Annotated in this window: 20 protein-coding genes; 6 read left to right on the forward strand and 14 right to left on the reverse strand. The window is 62.2% G+C overall.

Features of this window, described 5'->3' with window-relative positions; genetic code table 11:
- Positions 1-193 precede the first annotated feature (193 nt).
- The gene (locus E5X88_RS04470; RefSeq protein WP_292158634.1) at positions 194-955 is read left to right on the forward strand and encodes a phosphodiester glycosidase family protein; all 762 of its coding nucleotides are present in this window, start codon (positions 194-196) and stop codon (positions 953-955) included.
- A gap of 21 nt (positions 956-976) precedes the next feature.
- On the opposite strand, the gene E5X88_RS04475 is transcribed toward E5X88_RS04470, so the two are convergent.
- From E5X88_RS04475 to E5X88_RS04485, 3 genes are all read right to left on the reverse strand, one after another.
- Complete coding sequence (locus E5X88_RS04475; RefSeq protein ID WP_023674714.1) at positions 977-1,210, reverse strand: BolA/IbaG family iron-sulfur metabolism protein; 234 nt, start codon at positions 1,208-1,210, stop codon at positions 977-979.
- An 86-nt stretch (positions 1,211-1,296) separates the two neighbouring features.
- Positions 1,297-3,537, reverse strand: a complete 2,241-nt coding sequence (gene purL, locus E5X88_RS04480) for a phosphoribosylformylglycinamidine synthase subunit PurL (protein ID WP_292158637.1) — start codon at positions 3,535-3,537, stop codon at positions 1,297-1,299.
- A 149-nt stretch (positions 3,538-3,686) separates the two neighbouring features.
- Positions 3,687-5,096 (reverse strand): PLP-dependent aminotransferase family protein, encoded by a 1,410-nt coding sequence (locus E5X88_RS04485; protein WP_292158640.1) that lies wholly within the window; start codon positions 5,094-5,096, stop codon positions 3,687-3,689.
- Between the two features lie 92 nt (positions 5,097-5,188).
- On the opposite strand from E5X88_RS04485, the gene E5X88_RS04490 reads away from it, so the two are divergent.
- The gene (locus E5X88_RS04490) at positions 5,189-5,434 is read left to right on the forward strand and encodes a DUF1127 domain-containing protein (protein ID WP_292158642.1); all 246 of its coding nucleotides are present in this window, start codon (positions 5,189-5,191) and stop codon (positions 5,432-5,434) included.
- A 41-nt stretch (positions 5,435-5,475) separates the two neighbouring features.
- Here the strand turns inward: E5X88_RS04490 and E5X88_RS04495 are convergent, their stop codons facing one another.
- Genes E5X88_RS04495 through purC form a run of 6 tightly spaced genes read right to left on the reverse strand, consistent with a single transcriptional unit; the run spans position 5,476 to position 8,619 of the window.
- Positions 5,476-6,138, reverse strand: a complete 663-nt coding sequence (locus E5X88_RS04495; RefSeq protein ID WP_292158644.1) for a Pr6Pr family membrane protein — start codon at positions 6,136-6,138, stop codon at positions 5,476-5,478.
- A gap of 4 nt (positions 6,139-6,142) precedes the next feature.
- The gene (locus E5X88_RS04500; RefSeq protein WP_292158646.1) at positions 6,143-6,559 is read right to left on the reverse strand and encodes a hypothetical protein; all 417 of its coding nucleotides are present in this window, start codon (positions 6,557-6,559) and stop codon (positions 6,143-6,145) included.
- A gap of 43 nt (positions 6,560-6,602) precedes the next feature.
- Positions 6,603-7,271: a phosphoribosylformylglycinamidine synthase subunit PurQ gene (gene purQ, locus E5X88_RS04505; protein WP_292158648.1), complete on the reverse strand. Its 669-nt coding sequence runs from the start codon at positions 7,269-7,271 to the stop codon at positions 6,603-6,605.
- On the reverse strand, positions 7,268-7,522 hold the full coding sequence (locus E5X88_RS04510; RefSeq protein WP_091591367.1) for a hypothetical protein: 255 nt from the start codon (positions 7,520-7,522) through the stop codon (positions 7,268-7,270). The genes purQ and E5X88_RS04510 overlap by 4 nt, the downstream gene beginning before the upstream one ends.
- Before the next feature lie 18 nt (positions 7,523-7,540).
- Entirely contained in the window at positions 7,541-7,783 is a 243-nt protein-coding gene (purS, locus tag E5X88_RS04515) for a phosphoribosylformylglycinamidine synthase subunit PurS (RefSeq protein ID WP_127852307.1), read from the reverse strand.
- Positions 7,784-7,824: 41 nt separating this feature from the next.
- A complete protein-coding gene (gene purC / locus E5X88_RS04520) occupies positions 7,825-8,619 on the reverse strand; it encodes a phosphoribosylaminoimidazolesuccinocarboxamide synthase (protein WP_126041403.1) in 795 nt (264 codons plus the stop codon).
- 275 nt (positions 8,620-8,894) lie between these two features.
- Between purC and E5X88_RS04525 the strand changes: the two genes are divergently transcribed.
- Together E5X88_RS04525 and E5X88_RS04530 are read left to right on the forward strand one after the other, a co-directional pair.
- Positions 8,895-9,215, forward strand: coding sequence for a DUF1476 domain-containing protein (locus tag E5X88_RS04525; RefSeq protein WP_292158654.1), 321 nt, complete (start codon positions 8,895-8,897; stop codon positions 9,213-9,215).
- Positions 9,216-9,437: 222 nt separating this feature from the next.
- On the forward strand, positions 9,438-10,211 hold the full coding sequence (locus E5X88_RS04530) for an HpcH/HpaI aldolase/citrate lyase family protein (protein WP_292158656.1): 774 nt from the start codon (positions 9,438-9,440) through the stop codon (positions 10,209-10,211).
- Here E5X88_RS04530 and E5X88_RS04535 read toward each other — a convergent pair.
- Positions 10,208-10,756, reverse strand: a complete 549-nt coding sequence (locus E5X88_RS04535) for an alpha/beta hydrolase (RefSeq protein WP_292158658.1) — start codon at positions 10,754-10,756, stop codon at positions 10,208-10,210. The two genes, E5X88_RS04530 and E5X88_RS04535, sit on opposite strands and share 4 nt — an antisense overlap.
- Before the next feature lie 300 nt (positions 10,757-11,056).
- On the opposite strand from E5X88_RS04535, the gene E5X88_RS04540 reads away from it, so the two are divergent.
- Complete coding sequence (locus E5X88_RS04540) at positions 11,057-11,869, forward strand: VOC family protein (RefSeq protein ID WP_292158662.1); 813 nt, start codon at positions 11,057-11,059, stop codon at positions 11,867-11,869.
- A 16-nt stretch (positions 11,870-11,885) separates the two neighbouring features.
- Here E5X88_RS04540 and E5X88_RS04545 read toward each other — a convergent pair whose 3' ends face one another.
- Genes E5X88_RS04545 through E5X88_RS04560 form a run of 4 tightly spaced genes read right to left on the reverse strand, consistent with a single transcriptional unit; the run spans position 11,886 to position 15,065 of the window.
- Positions 11,886-12,458, reverse strand: coding sequence for an alpha/beta hydrolase (locus E5X88_RS04545; RefSeq protein ID WP_292158664.1), 573 nt, complete (start codon positions 12,456-12,458; stop codon positions 11,886-11,888).
- Positions 12,458-13,765 carry an adenylosuccinate lyase gene (gene purB / locus E5X88_RS04550; protein WP_292158666.1) on the reverse strand — a complete coding sequence of 436 codons (1,308 nt, stop codon included), beginning with the start codon at positions 13,763-13,765 and terminating at the stop codon, positions 12,458-12,460. Before purB ends, E5X88_RS04545 begins: the two co-directional genes overlap by 1 nt.
- A gap of 59 nt (positions 13,766-13,824) precedes the next feature.
- Positions 13,825-14,343, reverse strand: a complete 519-nt coding sequence (locus E5X88_RS04555) for a hypothetical protein (protein WP_292158668.1) — start codon at positions 14,341-14,343, stop codon at positions 13,825-13,827.
- Positions 14,340-15,065 (reverse strand): DUF2259 domain-containing protein, encoded by a 726-nt coding sequence (locus E5X88_RS04560; RefSeq protein WP_292158670.1) that lies wholly within the window; start codon positions 15,063-15,065, stop codon positions 14,340-14,342. Before E5X88_RS04560 ends, E5X88_RS04555 begins: the two co-directional genes overlap by 4 nt.
- Positions 15,066-15,210: 145 nt before the next feature.
- Between E5X88_RS04560 and E5X88_RS04565 the strand changes: the two genes are divergently transcribed.
- Positions 15,211-15,465 carry a DUF2171 domain-containing protein gene (locus tag E5X88_RS04565; protein WP_029353687.1) on the forward strand — a complete coding sequence of 85 codons (255 nt, stop codon included), beginning with the start codon at positions 15,211-15,213 and terminating at the stop codon, positions 15,463-15,465.
- The last annotated feature ends 3 nt before the right edge of the window (positions 15,466-15,468 follow it).

A 15,468-nucleotide genomic window follows, 5' to 3' on the forward strand; every position in this document is an offset into this window, starting at 1 on the left:
GGAGAATCCTTTCATGCCCGCGAGAGTCAGGCTCGAAACATACCCTTCAAATAAACCCATAGGTTGCCCGAAACAAGACGTTTGCCGCATCGTCACGCAAATGGCGCAAAGGATGGCCTGATATTGGGCCAAGAGCATCGGCCAGCAAATTCCCCGGGGAGCGATGAAAAGACGACACTGCGCGGCAGTCCTGATGGGTGTCCTGCTTGTTACGCTGGCCTTGATCTGGTGGTTCAGACCATCCGCGCGACCGCCTCTCACCGTCGGCGGCGACCTGCCCGGACCCTGCCGGGATTTCAGCTTCGAGGCGGTTCCCTACGTAGTCTGCGAGATCGATCTTCGCAGTTACGACGTCGCTGTCTTCCACGCCGGCGCAGATGGCAAGGCCTTTGGGTCGCTGGAAAAATTCGACACGGCGATGTCGGGCGAGGGCAGGCCGCTGCTCGCCATGAACGCCGGCATGTATCATGAGGATCTGACGCCGGTCGGGCTTCTCGTCAAAAAGGGTCGCGAGGTGGCGCCACTCAACCTCGCTGACGGCGAAGGCAATTTCTTCCTGAAGCCGAATGGCGTGTTCCTGATCGGCAAGGACGGCAAGGCGGCGATCATGGAAACGAATGCCTATGCCGCCGCAAAGCCGGATGTGGCGTTCGCCACGCAATCCGGCCCGATGCTGGTGATCGACGGAGGAGTTCATCCTCGCTTCGAGGCGAACGGCACCTCGCGCTATGTCCGCAATGGTGCCGGCGTGCGCGATGCCGACACGGTCGTGCTGGCGATCTCACGCTCGGAGGTGAGTCTCGGCAGCTTTGCACGCCTGTTTCGTGATGCGCTGCATTGCCCCAACGCGCTTTTCTTCGACGGGGTGGTCTCGGCGCTGTCGAATGGCGAGAGGATGATCGTCGGTGGAAAATACCCGGCAGGGCCGATCATAGCCGTCTCGGCGAAAAGGTGAGAGAGGGGTGGACGTGGAAGCTCAGTCCGGCACGCTGGTCTGTAAAGCGAGCGCGTGCAGCACGCCGCCCATGTTTCCTTTCAGCGCGTCGTAGACCATCTGATGCTGCTGGACCCGGCTTTTCCCGCGAAAGCTTTCGGCCACTACCTCGGCGGCATAGTGGTCACCGTCGCCAGCCAGGTCGCGAATCGTCACCTTGGCGTCCGGAATGCCTTCCTTGATCAGCCGTTCGATGTCGTGCGCGTCCATTGCCATGCGAGGATTCCTTGTTCCGGTCGTGATCTCATAGATATGGTCGAAATGGCCGATAAACCACAGCGAAACGGCGCAACTCGATCATATCACGGGTCCACGACCTCGTTTGCCATGAAGCGAGGAAACCAGGATTCGTGGGCAGCGGTCAATTCGCCGACAGGGATCGCCCGTGCCTCGCCGAGTTTCAGGTCAGTACCGCCGGTCGAGCCGATCCACGGCGCGAAGATGCCGAGCTTGCTTTGCTGTTCGCGAATGGCGTCCCATTCGTCGCTCTGCGGATCGATCGACAGCGTCAAGAGATAGCGACCCTGATCCTCGCCGAACCAGACCGGGATCGGATCGGTCCCGACCAGGCCGGGGACGGTCGCACCGATGCCGGACGCCATCGCCATTTCGGCCAGCGCGACAGCAATGCCGCCATCGGAAACGTCATGCGCAGCGGTAACGACGCCGGAGTCGATCAGGGCGCGCACATGGTCGCCGACGCGCTTCTCATGGTCGAGGTCGACCGGCGGCGGCGGGCCGTCGGTGCGGCCATGAATGTCGCGCATATAGGCCGACTGGGCGAGATGCGTTCCCCACATTGACGGCGCGCCGACCAGTACAATCATCTGGCCCCCAGCGGCAAAGCCGATCCGCGCCATCTTGGACCAGTCGGCGATCAGTCCGACGCCGCCGATGGTCGGCGTCGGCAAGATGCCTTGTCCGTTGGTTTCGTTGTAGAGCGAGACATTGCCGGAGACGATCGGAAAGCCGAGCGCGCGGCAGGCATCGCCGATGCCTTTCACGGCGCCGACCAACTGGCCCATGATCTCGGGCCGTTCCGGATTGCCGAAATTGAGGTTGTCGGTGGCAGCGAGCGGCAGGGCGCCGGTGGCGGTAAGGTTGCGCCAGCATTCGGCCACCGCCTGCTTGCCGCCTTCGTAAGGGTCGGCCTCGCAATAGCGCGGCGTTACGTCGGAGGAGAAGGCGAGCGCCTTGGTCGGATGACCATCGACGCGCACGACGCCGGCATCGCCGCCCGGAAGCTGCAGCGAATTGCCCTGGATCAGCGTGTCGTATTGCTCCCACACCCAGCGGCGCGACGAAAGGTCCGGTCCGCCAAGCAGTTTCAGCAAGGCCTCGGCGACATCCGCCTGCGGTGCATCGCTGGCCGCCAGCGGCGCCGGCTTCTTCGCCCCGGTCCAGGGGCGGTCATATTCCGGCGCCTGGTCGCCAAGGTCCTTGATCGGCAGGTTGGCGACTTCGTCGCCTTGGTGTAGCACGCGAAAGCGCAGATCGTCGGTGGTCTTGCCGACGATGGCGAAGTCGAGGCCCCATTTGTGGAAGATCGCCTCGGCTTCCTTTTCCTTTTCGGGGCGCAGCACCATCAGCATGCGCTCCTGGCTCTCCGACAGCATCATCTCATAGGCGCTCATGCGCTCCTCGCGCACCGGCACCTTGTCGAGGTCGAGTTCGATGCCGAGATCGCCCTTGGCGCCCATCTCGACCGCCGAGCAGGTGAGGCCGGCAGCCCCCATGTCCTGGATGGCAATGACGGCGCCGGACGCCATCAGTTCGAGGCAGGCTTCAAGCAGGCATTTTTCGGTGAAGGGGTCGCCGACCTGAACGGTAGGCCGCTTCTCGTCGATCTTGTCGTCGAACTCGGCCGAGGCCATGGTGGCGCCGCCGACGCCGTCGCGGCCGGTCTTGGCGCCGAGATAGACGACGGGCAGCCCGACGCCCTTGGCTTCCGACAGGAAGATGGCATCGGTCTTGGCGAGCCCCGCCGCAAAGGCGTTGACCAGGATGTTGCCGTTGTAGCGCGCGTCGAAATTGACCTCGCCGCCGACCGTTGGCACGCCGAAGGAATTACCGTAGCCGCCGACTCCGGAAACGACGCCGGCAACGAGGTGTTTGGTCTTGGGATGGTCCGGCGCACCGAAGCGCAGCGCGTTCATCGCCGCGATCGGCCGCGCGCCCATGGTAAAGACATCGCGCAGGATGCCGCCGACCCCGGTCGCCGCCCCCTGATAGGGTTCGATGTAGGAGGGGTGGTTATGGCTCTCCATCTTGAACACGACACAGTCGCCGTCGCCGATATCGACCACGCCGGCATTCTCGCCCGGACCCTGGATGACCCGGGGCCCGGTGGTCGGCAGCGTGCGCAACCACTTTTTCGAGGATTTGTAGGAGCAATGCTCGTTCCACATCGCCGAGAAGATGCCGAGCTCTGTAAAGCTCGGCTCGCGCCCGACCAGGTCGAGGATGCGCTGATATTCATCGGGCTTCAGCCCGTGCGCGGCGATGAGTTCCGGAGTGATCGGCACGGAATTGGAAATGGTCATGGGCGGCAATTCGTATCCTTGGGATCGAGTCCCCTCTTATCGCAAGCGCGAAGGCCGATACACCCCATCAAGCGACGAAAACGATGGAAAGCCACCGGGTGCAGCAAGTAGCGAAAGATCGCTACGCGACTTGTCGGTTTCAAGTCGGTTCAGGAGAAGCTGTCGTAGCCGGCGCGGCCTTCATCCAGAAGCCGCCGGATTATACCGACACCGCCCGCGATGTCCTCTCGCCGCTGCGGCTGTGAAACGCCAAAACGGACGCCATGGAAAACCTGCTCGGAACGGCCCGCCTTGAACTCGTCCTCGTCGTCGATGAGCACGCCATGCTCGAGACAGGCATTCTTGAAGGTGCCGGAAAGCCATGGATCAGGCAGGGTGAGCCAGACGAAGGGCACATTGTCCACCGCCTTGAAGTCGAACCCGGCCAACGTCGCGCGCACGATTGCGATGCGTGCGTTGATTTCGACGATGCTGCGCTTGCGCATCTCGCTGGCCTGGCCGGACAGCACCAGCCGGGTGCACACTTCCGCCAGGAGGAAGGGCAGGCCGCCCGTCAGCATCTTGTGAGCGACCCGGATCCGGTGGCGATAGGCCGGCGGACAGGCGAGCCAGCCGCCGCGAACACCTGCTGCGACCGACTTCGACAGGCCGCCGGCAACGATGGTCCGCTCCGGGGCATATTCGGCCAATAGCGGCGTCGGGTCGTCGGTCAGATCGCCATAGAGATCGTCCTCGATCAGGACGACATTGTATTCGCGCGCGACCCGCGCGATGGCCTCGCGGCGCGTTGCCGACAGCGTCACCAGTGTGGGGTTCTTGGCGGTCGGCATCAGGAACATCATTTTCGGGTGCTTTTGCGCGCAGACGCGCTCGAAATCCCCTGGATCGATGCCGTCCTCGTCCGACGTCACCAGCGCGGTCCGGCGGCCGATCAGGCCGGCGCTGCGTGAAATCTGCGAGTAGGTGAGGTGCTCGAAGGCGATAGTGTCGCCGGGCGTGGTGAGCGCGGCAATCGCCGCCATAACCGCGGCATGGGTGCCGAGCGTCGGAACGATGCCGTCAGGGGTAGGGCGAAACGAATTGCGCGAGAGCCAGCGGCTGCCGGCTTCGAACCAGCGGTCGGGAAAATCTCGCGTATAGCTTGAAATCTCATAGGGATGGTCCTGCGCCGTACGCGAGAGCACATCGGCGATAATATCGCCCTGGCCGATGTCAGGCGCAGCCGTGCTGTCGAAGCGCAGCTTGCCGCGAGGCGCATCGATATAGCGCGTGCCTTCCACGTGCGGGTCGGATGGCAGCAGATCGGTTTTGGTGTCATGCCGGCCCAGGACATAGGTTCCGCGTCCGACTTCGCCGCTTACCAGCCCCCGCTCGCGCAACAATTGATAGGCCCGACCGACCGTGCCGACGGTCGTGCCGATGTCGTATGCCAGATCACGTTGCGGCGGCAGTTTCGCCCCGGCATCGATCACGCCGCGGTCGATGTCCGTTTCAATCGAATCCGCCAGCCGTTGATAAAGAGGGCCGGAGCCCGTGAGGTCTGGAAGCCAATTTGTCATGGTGACAATTCTCTACATTGCACCGATTTGAGAGTCAATGCATATGAGATGTGCGAAAAAGAGGCACAATTTCGAGTTTTGGCAGCAAGAAAATGAATACAATCGGGTCAATCCACCATTCGAGAGCTGAATTGGTCGGAGCGCGTCCTTCGGGCCGGCGAAGCTATGTCGGGCGCCTGGTGCATATGGTCAGGTCGCTCGCGAGCCGGATTGGCAGCATGCTGGAACGCCGGCGCAGCCGGCTGGCATTGCTGGAGATGACGGACGATCAGCTCAAGGATATCGGGATCTCTCGCTGCGACGCCCATCGTGAAGGGCTGAGGCCGTTCTGGGATTGAAGCCGAGTGCTTGTATGCATCTTTGGGAAGGCGACACGGTTTCAGGGCGCCTTTTTCGTGCCTTGGCGGACGCCGGGACTCCTGATCCGTGAGACGCCGTGGTCTACAGACACGGCGATGATGCACAGCGCGAGAAAAAGCCCGGTGATGCCGAGCGCCGAGACGGCGACGCTGGTCGCGCCGTTCTTGGCGACGTCGAGGAACGGGTAGGGCACTTCGCCTGATATCGGCGCCCGCGCCAGTACGTAGGCGAGGTAGGCGACCGGATAGATCATCCACCAGGAAATATCGCGCCACCGCGTCGAGCCATCGGCGCCTACCACAAGCCACCACAGTACGAACAGAACCGGCGTCACATAGTGCAGCAGGACGTCGCAGAGCAGGAACAAGCCCTGCGGCTGCCAAAGGCGCGCCAGAACCGTCGCGTAGACGATGAAGACCAGGGTTATGGCAACCGCTACGCCCGCCCGCATCCGCGGCCCGGCAAAAGCGGGGAACCAAGCGTAGCCACTGGGTGACAGCAGCGAAACATGCACCAGCACCGCGCCGATGTTGGTCAGGATGGTGAAGAAGCTGAAGTAGAAGACCAGCGAGCCAACAAAACTGCGGCCGGCTTCCATCGATGCCGGAACGGTGATGCAGATTTGCAGGACAAGCGCGGCCAAACCTATGACCAGACCGGCGATCTGCAGGAAGCGGCTCACAGCCCTATGCGGCCGCGCCGCAGGCCGAGTTGCCTGTCTGCCAGCGGGCAATGTCCGAGCTTATGCGCGCGCCAAGCGGCTCGGCCATCAGCGGACCGAACACATCGATGCGGCGTGAATTGCCTTGCGCCTGCACGACCAGCAACGGTTTTCCGCCATAATGCTTGACTGGGACCAATAGGAACCGCGGTGTGCCGGTGAACGAATTCAGCTCATTGGCCATCTGATAGGGCTTGAAGGCAGGGTCCTTGCTGGCGATCCAGCATTTGTGGGCGGCGATTGCCACCTGTTCCATGGCAAGCAGCGCCGCGCTCTTGCCCGAAGGCGTCAGCGCGCTCTTCGGCTTAGATTGGCAGGAGGCGAGCACAAGGCCAGCGGTGGCGACGAGAGCGAGGCGGGCGATCGTCTGTCTCAGGCTCATGCGGCGCCTATTCGAATTCGAAAAAAGATGAGTGCTGAAGATATCAAGCGGCGATGCCGAGAGCACTTTCGAACAGCGCCCGGCCGTCGCTGCCGCCATGTGCTGCTTCGATCAGGTTCTCGGGATGCGGCATCAGGCCGAGCACATTGCCCTGGCTGTTGATGATGCCGGCAATGTCGTTGATCGAGCCGTTGGGATTGGTGCCTTCGGCATAGCGGAACACGACCTGGCCTTCGCCTTCGAGCCTGCGAAGCGTCTCGGCGTCGGCAAAATAATTGCCGTCGTGATGCGCCACCGGCGAGCGGATGATCTGGCCCGGCTGATAGCGGCGGGTGAACATCGTGTTGGCGTTGGTGATTTGCAGCTTGACCTGCCGGCAGACGAATTTCAGCGACGTGTTGCGCATCAGGGCGCCCGGCAAAAGGCCGGCCTCGACCAGGATCTGGAAGCCGTTGCAGACACCGATGACCATGACGCCCTTGGTCGCCTTTTCGGCGACCGCCCGCATAACCGGCATGCGCGCGGCAATGGCGCCGCAGCGCAGATAATCGCCGAAGGAAAAGCCGCCCGGAATGGTGATCAGGTCGACGTCGGGGATTTCGGTGTCGGTCTGCCAGACGGTGATAGGCGGCGTTCCCGAAATCTTGGTCAGCGCCGCGATCATGTCGCGGTCGCGGTTGAGGCCAGGCAAGAGGACGACGGCTGATTTCATTTTGGTTCGTAAGGCCTCTGGGCTTCGGCGAGTTCGCGCAGGTCTAAGCGGCGTTCAATATGTTCCAGGCGCTCGTCCTGGCGAGCCAGTACGCCATAGATGTTCTTCACGTCTCCCTCGGTGGCGATGAGGTGACCACGGATGGAACCCAGCTCGGACTTTACCTCTCCAAGCGTCAAATCCATCCGGTCCAGCCGCGACTGAATGGACTTGAGGACTTCAAATATCAAGCTTCCATCAATCTCGGCCATCTGCCCTCCGGCACAACCTCAGGTAATCGCCACACTATAGTTCTCAATCACCGTATTCGCCAGAAGCTTGTCGCACATCGCTTTAAGGTCGGCCTCGGCCTTGGCCTTGTCGCTCTCCGCAAGTTCGACGTCGAAAACCTTGCCCTGCCGCACCTGGCCGACGCCGCCGAAACCCAGCCCGGACAACGCGTGTTCGATCGCCTTGCCTTGTGGGTCGAGCACGCCGTTCTTGAGGGTTACGGTTATGCGGGCCTTGATCACGCTGAATATGCTCCTGTTGAACGTGTTGAGCGGCACAAACGTCAGTGCGGCTTGCCTCTGACACCATCGGTCGAGGCGACAAGCACTGGCCCGGCGGGCCGCGGCGGCTCATTCTCGTTCATGATGCCGAGGCGGCGGGCGACTTCCTGATAGGCTTCGACCAACCCGCCCATGTCGCGGCGGAACCGGTCCTTGTCGAGCTTATCCTGCGTCGCCACGTCCCACAGCCGGCACGAGTCCGGCGAGATCTCGTCGGCGACGACGATGCGCATCATGTCGCCCTCGAACAGGCGGCCGCACTCGATCTTGAAGTCGACGAGCTGGATGCCGACTCCCATGAACAGGCCGGAAAGGAAGTCGTTGACGCGGATGGCGAGCGCCATGATGTCGTCGATCTCCTGCGGGCTTGCCCAGCCGAAAGCCGTGATGTGCTCCTCCGATACCATCGGATCGTCGAGCGCGTCGGCCTTGTAATAGAACTCGATGATCGAGCGCGGCAGCACGGTGCCTTCCTCGATACCGAGGCGCTTGGCCAGCGAACCGGCGGCGACATTGCGTACCACCACCTCGAGCGGGATGATCTCGACTTCCTTGATCAACTGCTCGCGCATGTTGAGCCGGCGGATGAAGTGGGTCGGAATGCCCATCCGGTTGAGATGGTTGAAGATGTGCTCGGAAATGCGGTTGTTGAGCACGCCCTTGCCATCGACGACTTCGTGCTTTTTCTTGTTGAAAGCGGTCGCGTCGTCCTTGAAGAACTGGATCAGCGTTCCCGGCTCAGGTCCCTCATAGAGGATCTTGGCCTTGCCTTCATAAATGCGGCGGCGATTTTTCATCTGATTTTTTCTCTGGATTTCCGGGCAGGCGGCAAACGACCAGTTCCTGTCCGTCTGCCTAAATTAGTGCGGCAACGGTAGGGTTCAATGCCGGTGTCTATCCCAATCCCACTGTTTGCTCAATCGGCAATCCTTTCAATCAACCGCTTTCCGGAATGAAATGCCGCAGCGCAGCACGCGACGTAGCATATTGACCGGCCTGCGGCCTTTTGGTTTGTGCTGCGGCAACACACATATTCAACTACCAGCGAATCGGAATTGACCGGAGGGATGCCATGAGCAGCATGAAAGATCGCGAAGAGGGCTTCGAGCGCAAATTCGCATTCGACGAGGAACTTCGGTTCAAGGCTTCGGCGCGCCGCAACAAGGCGCTCGGCATGTGGGCCGCCGAAAAGCTGGGCAAGTCTGGTGCCGACGCCGAAGCCTATGCCAAAGAGGTGGTTGTCGCCGACATCGAGGAATCTGGCGATCACGACGTTTTCCGCAAGATCCGCAAGGACTTCGACGAAGCCGGGGTCGAGCAGTCGGACCATCAGATTCGTCGCACCATGGACGATTTGATGGCGCAGGCGATTGAACAGATCAAGAACACCTGATCTTTCTCTGACCCAATCGACTTTCTGGACCAATCGACCGCCCGGCCTATCCGGGCGGTTTTTCTTTGCCTTTGCGGCCGTTTCCGGCTGAAACTGTATTTGAGCGTCGTGCGTCCATTCGAACGCGCATACGCTCCAACACCTTGAGTTTCGCATCGTGCCCTTCCGGAGAATCGATTCCGATTTCCGGGCCGGTGCGAGAGCCAATGAGGAAAGGCGCCCATGTCCCTGAAGTCACGCCTGGCAGCGGATGAAACGCTATGCACCGCATGGTCCGGCGTGCCGGATGCCTTGACTGTGGAAATCCTCGCCAGACAGGGTTTCGACGCCGTCACGCTCGACATGCAGCATGGCGGACACCACGAGGACAGTGTGCTGCGCGGCCTTGGACCTGTGCTGGCCGCCAACAAACCGGCGCTGGTGCGCATTCCGGTCGGCCGCTTCGACATGGCCAGCCGCGCGCTCGACTTCGGCGCCGAGGCAGTGATCGCGCCGATGGTGAATTCGGTGGCGGACGCGCGACTGTTTGCCGCCGCCATGAAGTACCCGCCGCTCGGCGAGCGTTCCTGGGGTCCGACCTATGCCTTTCCGCGCCATGGCAAGGGCGACCATGCCGACTGGCTGCGCGACAGCAACGAGCGCACCATGGCCTTCGCCATGGTCGAGACGCGCGCCGCCCTCGATGCGCTCGACGGCATCCTCGACACGCCGGGCATCGACGGGATATTTGTCGGCCCATCGGATTTCTCGATTGCCTGGTCGAACGGCACCACCGTCAACTCGACGCTGGAAAGCATGATGGAAACTGTCGCCTCGATCGCCGAGCGGACACGCAAGGCCGGCAAGCATGCCGCCATCTACGTCGTCGAGCCAGCCATCGCCGGCCGTGTGGTGTCTATGGGTTATCGGCTGCTGGCCATGGGCTCCGAACACGCGCTGATCGGTCTGGGGGCAAAGACCCTGTTGAAAAGCGTGAGGGACTCGATCGGGTCCTAAAGATCCGTCAGGAACTTGGCGAAGGTCATCGATCCTTCGGGCCACGGGCCGAAGCCGGAATCAGCATTGAGATGGCCGGCCTCGCCGGCGTCGATGAACAGCGAGCCCCAGGCTCCGGCAATGTCCTCGGCAACGTCGAACGTGCAGAACGGGTCGTTGCGGCTGGCGATCACCACGGAAGGAAATGCCAGCGGCTCGCGCGGGTAGGGGCCGAAGGTCATCAGGTGCCTGGGCTTAATCTTGGGATTGGCAACGTCGGGAGGCGCCACGAAGAAGGCTCCGGCGACCGGGCGCTGGAACTGCGGCATTGCCTGGATTGCCGTCGCGACGCCGAGCGAATGCGCGACGATGACGACCGGCCGCTCGGCCTCGTTGACCGCCTTCGCCACGCTCGCCGTCCAGTCCTCGCGCACCGGCTTCGACCATTCCGCCTGCTCGACGCGGCGCGCCGTCGACAATTTCGATTGCCAGCGGCTCTGCCAATGGTCGGGGCCGGAATTGGTGTAGCCCGGCACGATGAGAATGTCTGCATCCCTGACTTTCATGACGCGCATGTAGCGGGCGATGTTATGTGGTGCAACCGCGCATGATCCCAAAAGATGTGAAGCGGTCTTGGCCAGCGCCAGGCGCGATTGGGTCTGATCCGTGCGATTCGCCCAAAATAGTGAACACCATGTTCGCTTCTTGCCATCTTGTGTGAACGATCGCGATCGACGATCTGTCATCGGAAAGAAACAGCCGTGTATGAGAACCAGGACTTGGAACTGACACGACGTACAATGGTAGGTGGCGCCGCGCTCCTGGCTTTGGGGATCTCGTCGAAGGCCGCCCGAACGGAGACTTTGATGAGCGAACTGCCTTTTGCCGCCACGACCCCGGTCAGCGTTGCCCGAGTCGGCTTGCGCGCACGCGACGCCGAAAACCTGGCCGCCTACTATCGCAATGTCGTCGGTCTGCGGGAATTGAGCCGCGCCGGCGGCGCGATCACGTTAGGCGCCGGTAACCGCCCCTTGCTCGACATCGAGGCGGATACCTCGGCGAAACCCGACGATCCGCGCAGCGCCGGCCTCTTCCACACTGCCTTCCTGCTGCCCAGCCGGGCCGATCTCGGCCGCTGGATCAACCACGCCGTCGCCAACAAGATTGGCATCGAGGGCGCGTCCGACCATCTGGTCAGCGAGGCGCTTTACCTGACCGACCCTGAAGGCAACGGCATCGAGATCTATGCCGACCGCCGTCACGAGGACTGGAAGTGGAATGGCGACAAGGTGGCGATGGCGACCGAACGACTGAACATTTCGTCCGTCGTTGCCGAAGTGCCAGCCGGCGATGCCGGTTGGCAGGGCACGCCGGACAACAGCATCATCGGCCACGTCCATCTGCGCGTCGGCAGGCCGGAAGACGCCGAAGCCTGGTGGCATCAGGAATTCGGCTTCGACACGGTGGCGAAATATGGCAGCGCGGCGGTGTTCCTGTCGTCAGGCGGCTACCACCACCACATCGGCGCCAACGCCTGGCAGAGCTCCGGCGCCGGTCGCCGCGATCCTTCCCGATCCGGCCTCGCGTGGGTCGAAATGCGATCGGACAATGTGACCGCGACAACGACCCGCGAAGACCCATGGGGAACAGTGATCAGGACTGTTCCCGGCAAGGCTTGAGCGTTTCGGAAGCCTGTTAGAGGCGGGCCTTTTCCAGCAGGCGGCCGAGCATGAGCAGGCCCGCCGGCCAAAGGCCGAGGCGGGTCTCGTTCCCCATATGGCCGAGGTCGCCGGCGTCGGCGAGGTCCGCGCCCCAGGCCGCTGCGAAGGCAGTCGCCTGGTCGAAGGTGACGCGCGGATCCGTTCGGCTGGCCACCACCAGCGTCGGAAAGGGTAAGCGTTTCAGCGGCATCGGCGCGAAGGGACGAACCAGATCGAAGGACGGATCAGGGTCCTCGACATTGGTCGCCGCAACCAGCAATGCCCCTGCAACCTTGTTGAGTTGGCCTTCGCTGGCACTGGCGGCCCACTTCACCGCCGTCGCCACCGCCAGCGAATGCGCAAGCAGCACCACGCGCCGAGGTGCCCTGGCAATCGCAGCGTCCACCCGGCCAATCCAGTCCTCGGGGTTCGGCCTGTCCCATTCGGCCTGCAGCACGCGGCTCGAATTGGGGAACGCCCGGCACCAGTGCGACATCCAGTGGTCTGGCCCGGAATTGCCACGCCCCGGCAGGGCGAGAAAATCGAAATCTCCGGCTGCCGAAATCATCACGCTTCTCCGAACACGCGCTTGAAGATCGTGTCGACATGCTTGGTATGATAGCCAAGGTCGAACTTCTCACGGATCTCGGCTTCGGGCAAGGCTGCTGTGACCTCCTTGTCGGTGAGCAGTTCCTCAAGGAAATCAGCACCTTGCTCCCATACTTTCATGGCGTTTCGTTGCACCAGCCTGTAGGCGTCCTCACGGCTGACGCCCGCTTGGGTCAGCGCCAGAAGCACGCGCTGCGAATGCACGAGGCCGCGGAACTTGTTCATGTTCTTCAGCATGTTGTCGGGGTAAACGAGCAATCTGTCGACCACGCTGGTCAGCCGCGACAGCGCGAAATCGAGCGTCACCGTGGCATCCGGCCCGATCATGCGCTCGACCGACGAATGCGAAATATCGCGCTCGTGCCAAAGCGCCACATTCTCCATCGCCGGCAGCGCAAAGGACCGCACCATGCGCGCAAGCCCGGTGAGGTTTTCGGTCAGTACCGGGTTGCGCTTGTGCGGCATCGCCGACGAGCCCTTTTGTCCGGGCGAAAAATACTCTTCCGCCTCCAGCACCTCGGTGCGCTGCAAATGGCGGATCTCGATCGCCAGCCGTTCGATCGACGAGGCTATGACACCGAGTGTCGCGAAGAACATCGCATGACGGTCGCGCGGGATCACCTGCGTCGACACCGGCTCCGGCTTCAATCCGAGTTTCTTCGCCACATGCTCTTCGACATAGGGATCGATGTTGGCGAAGGTGCCGACAGCACCGGAGATCGCGCAGGTCGCAATATCCTCTCGCGCATGCACCAGCCGCTCGCGGCAGCGCGAGAATTCGGCATAGGCCTGCGCCAGCTTGACGCCGAAGGTCGTCGGCTCGGCATGGATGCCGTGGCTGCGCCCGATCGTGACAGTGTCCTTGTGTTCGAAGGCACGACGCTTGAGCGCCGCAAGCAGGCCGTCGATGTCGGCCAGAAGGATGTCGCTGGCGCGGGTGAGCTGCACGGCAAAGCAGGTGTCGAGAACGTCCGAGGATGTCATGCCCTGATGGATGAAGCGGGCATCCGGTCCGACGAATTCACTGAGATGGGTGAGGAAGGCGATGACGTCGTGCTTGGTCACGCGCTCGATCTCGTCGATGGCATCCACGTCGAACTTCGCGGCCCCGCCCTTTTCCCAGATGGTCTTGGCGGCCTCCTTCGGGATCACGCCGAGCTCGGCCAGTGCGTCGCAAGCGTAGGCCTCGATCTCGAACCAGATGCGGAACCGGGTTTCGGGCGACCAGATGGCCACCATTTCCGGCCGGGAGTAGCGAGGGATCATCGGTCAGTCCTGACGTGCGAGGGCGTTCGCCCGCGTCCTAACAGAGGCAGACAAAATGCTCAACGCTGCCGCCACGCAAACCAGATGCTGGCGAGAGCGAGCGCGATGAAACCAAGCGGAAAATAAAGCCGGATGCCCAGAACGACGAATTGATAGAACGCTGTCGCCACGGTGTGCACGAACTGGATGGACCAGGCGATGGTCAGTGGAGGTGCATGCCATTGGACATAGTAGGAACGGTAGTGCAGCGCAAAGAGCCCGCCGGTGAAGCCTATCGTAGCGGCGAGAAGGCAGACGAACGCGGCCGCCAAGGCGACCTCCCAATGCCGTCCGACCGAGACGAACCGCGCCAGGAACAGGCCAACCGGAAAGGCGAGCGCACCGCCGGCCGCATAGAGCAACGAGACGAAGCGGATCCTTGCCGGCGTCTCCCAATCGTCCAACAGCAGATTGACAAGCGCGCTGGCGCCCATCGCCGCAGCCCATAACAGGGCGCCGCAAACCGCAGCGCCTGGCGACGGCAAGGCTTTGCGGATACGACCCAGGACCCGGCCGCGTATGACGGGGAGCGGCGTCACAGCCGGCCGGTCACCGCGATCCAGCGATAGTCCGGCCCTTCGAAGCCGTATTGGCGCACCGCGATCAGCACGGCATAGGCGCTGAGGCCCTGCAAGGAGAATGTCTGCACCGCTCCGATCCGATAGCCGTTCGGGCAGCCTCTGCTTTTGGGGATCGACTTGTCTTCATGCAGAAGCTCAGTCTTGCCGCCGTCTTTCGCCTCGATGCGCAGCAGGCGAAAGCCGTTGATCTCGCCCAGGCTCTGGCAGCTTTCGGTGTTGTTCAGGCCGATCTCGTCGAGCCGGAACTCGAGCGGATCGTCGACCGGCGAAAAGATCGGCCGCGGGTTAACCGCCATGCGGAACGGATCGGCCGACAGTTCGGTCACCGGGTTGAAGCCGGCGGTGATGCCGCGGTTCGCGGCCAGTTCCGCCTGTTTGACGATCGCTTCGCCTTTTTGCCGGGCCGCAAGGCGCGCCGCGTCGAGCGTCGCGCTCTCGTCGTCAAGCCGAACCTTGATCGGCGTGCCCTTGAGAAAACTGTCGTTGGTCGTGTCGATATAATAGCGATTGGCGTAGGGAAATCCCGATCCGTCCTGGACGCCATATTCCTCGAAGGCAAAGACGCCGCCATCTCCGGTGAAGCCGAGGATTTCAAGCTCGGCGACATCACCGGCATGGGCGGCGATCGAGGTTGCAAACTGGGCAAGGAGGAAAGCGACAAACAGGACAAGGATTCGCATGCTTTTTTCCAATCCGGCGGCAGAGCTCGTTTCAATCCCCTATCACGATGCGGTCAAAACGTCGTGCGGTATGAAACGCAATGCCGATGCATCCAATCATGCCGTCATTTGTTATTGTCGGCAGCTTCAAATGGAGACCCCACCCATGACCGATGCAGCCAGGATTCGCGAACATATGGAAGTGATCGGCGCCGATGGCGTCCATGTCGGCACCGTCGATAAAGTTGAAGGACAACGAATCAAGTTGACCAAGCGTGACAGCGGCGAGGGCGCTCACAGAGGGCATCACCACTTCATTCCTCTCAGTCTCGTTGCCGAGGTCGAGGGTCAGAAAGTGCGGCTGTCCGCAAACTCGGATGTCGCGGTCACCTTCGAGGAAGAAAAATCCGACCCGACCTGATCA

The sequence above is a fragment of the Mesorhizobium sp. genome (assembly GCF_004962245.1).
In the GTDB taxonomy this organism is placed as follows: Bacteria; Pseudomonadota; Alphaproteobacteria; order Rhizobiales; family Rhizobiaceae; genus Mesorhizobium.

Excerpts from the sequence above, each read along its gene's own strand:
- E5X88_RS04525 (WP_292158654.1), top strand. The coding sequence starts at position 8,895 with ATGAGCAGCATGAAAGATCGCGAAGAGGGCTTCGAGCGCAAATTCGCA.
- E5X88_RS04490 (WP_292158642.1), top strand. The coding sequence starts at position 5,189 with ATGAATACAATCGGGTCAATCCACCATTCGAGAGCTGAATTGGTCGGA.
- E5X88_RS04565 (WP_029353687.1), top strand. The coding sequence starts at position 15,211 with ATGACCGATGCAGCCAGGATTCGCGAACATATGGAAGTGATCGGCGCC.
- E5X88_RS04485 (WP_292158640.1), bottom strand. The coding sequence starts at position 5,096 with ATGACAAATTGGCTTCCAGACCTCACGGGCTCCGGCCCTCTTTATCAA.
- E5X88_RS04475 (WP_023674714.1), bottom strand. The coding sequence starts at position 1,210 with ATGGCAATGGACGCGCACGACATCGAACGGCTGATCAAGGAAGGCATT.
- purQ (WP_292158648.1), bottom strand. The coding sequence starts at position 7,271 with ATGAAATCAGCCGTCGTCCTCTTGCCTGGCCTCAACCGCGACCGCGAC.
- E5X88_RS04530 (WP_292158656.1), top strand. The coding sequence starts at position 9,438 with ATGTCCCTGAAGTCACGCCTGGCAGCGGATGAAACGCTATGCACCGCA.
- E5X88_RS04560 (WP_292158670.1), bottom strand. The coding sequence starts at position 15,065 with ATGCGAATCCTTGTCCTGTTTGTCGCTTTCCTCCTTGCCCAGTTTGCA.
- purC (WP_126041403.1), bottom strand. The coding sequence starts at position 8,619 with ATGAAAAATCGCCGCCGCATTTATGAAGGCAAGGCCAAGATCCTCTAT.
- E5X88_RS04535 (WP_292158658.1), bottom strand. The coding sequence starts at position 10,756 with ATGAAAGTCAGGGATGCAGACATTCTCATCGTGCCGGGCTACACCAAT.
- E5X88_RS04510 (WP_091591367.1), bottom strand. The coding sequence starts at position 7,522 with ATGGCCGAGATTGATGGAAGCTTGATATTTGAAGTCCTCAAGTCCATT.
- E5X88_RS04470 (WP_292158634.1), top strand. The coding sequence starts at position 194 with ATGGGTGTCCTGCTTGTTACGCTGGCCTTGATCTGGTGGTTCAGACCA.
- E5X88_RS04500 (WP_292158646.1), bottom strand. The coding sequence starts at position 6,559 with ATGAGCCTGAGACAGACGATCGCCCGCCTCGCTCTCGTCGCCACCGCT.
- purL (WP_292158637.1), bottom strand. The coding sequence starts at position 3,537 with ATGACCATTTCCAATTCCGTGCCGATCACTCCGGAACTCATCGCCGCG.
- E5X88_RS04540 (WP_292158662.1), top strand. The coding sequence starts at position 11,057 with ATGAGCGAACTGCCTTTTGCCGCCACGACCCCGGTCAGCGTTGCCCGA.
- purB (WP_292158666.1), bottom strand. The coding sequence starts at position 13,765 with ATGATCCCTCGCTACTCCCGGCCGGAAATGGTGGCCATCTGGTCGCCC.
- E5X88_RS04545 (WP_292158664.1), bottom strand. The coding sequence starts at position 12,458 with ATGATTTCGGCAGCCGGAGATTTCGATTTTCTCGCCCTGCCGGGGCGT.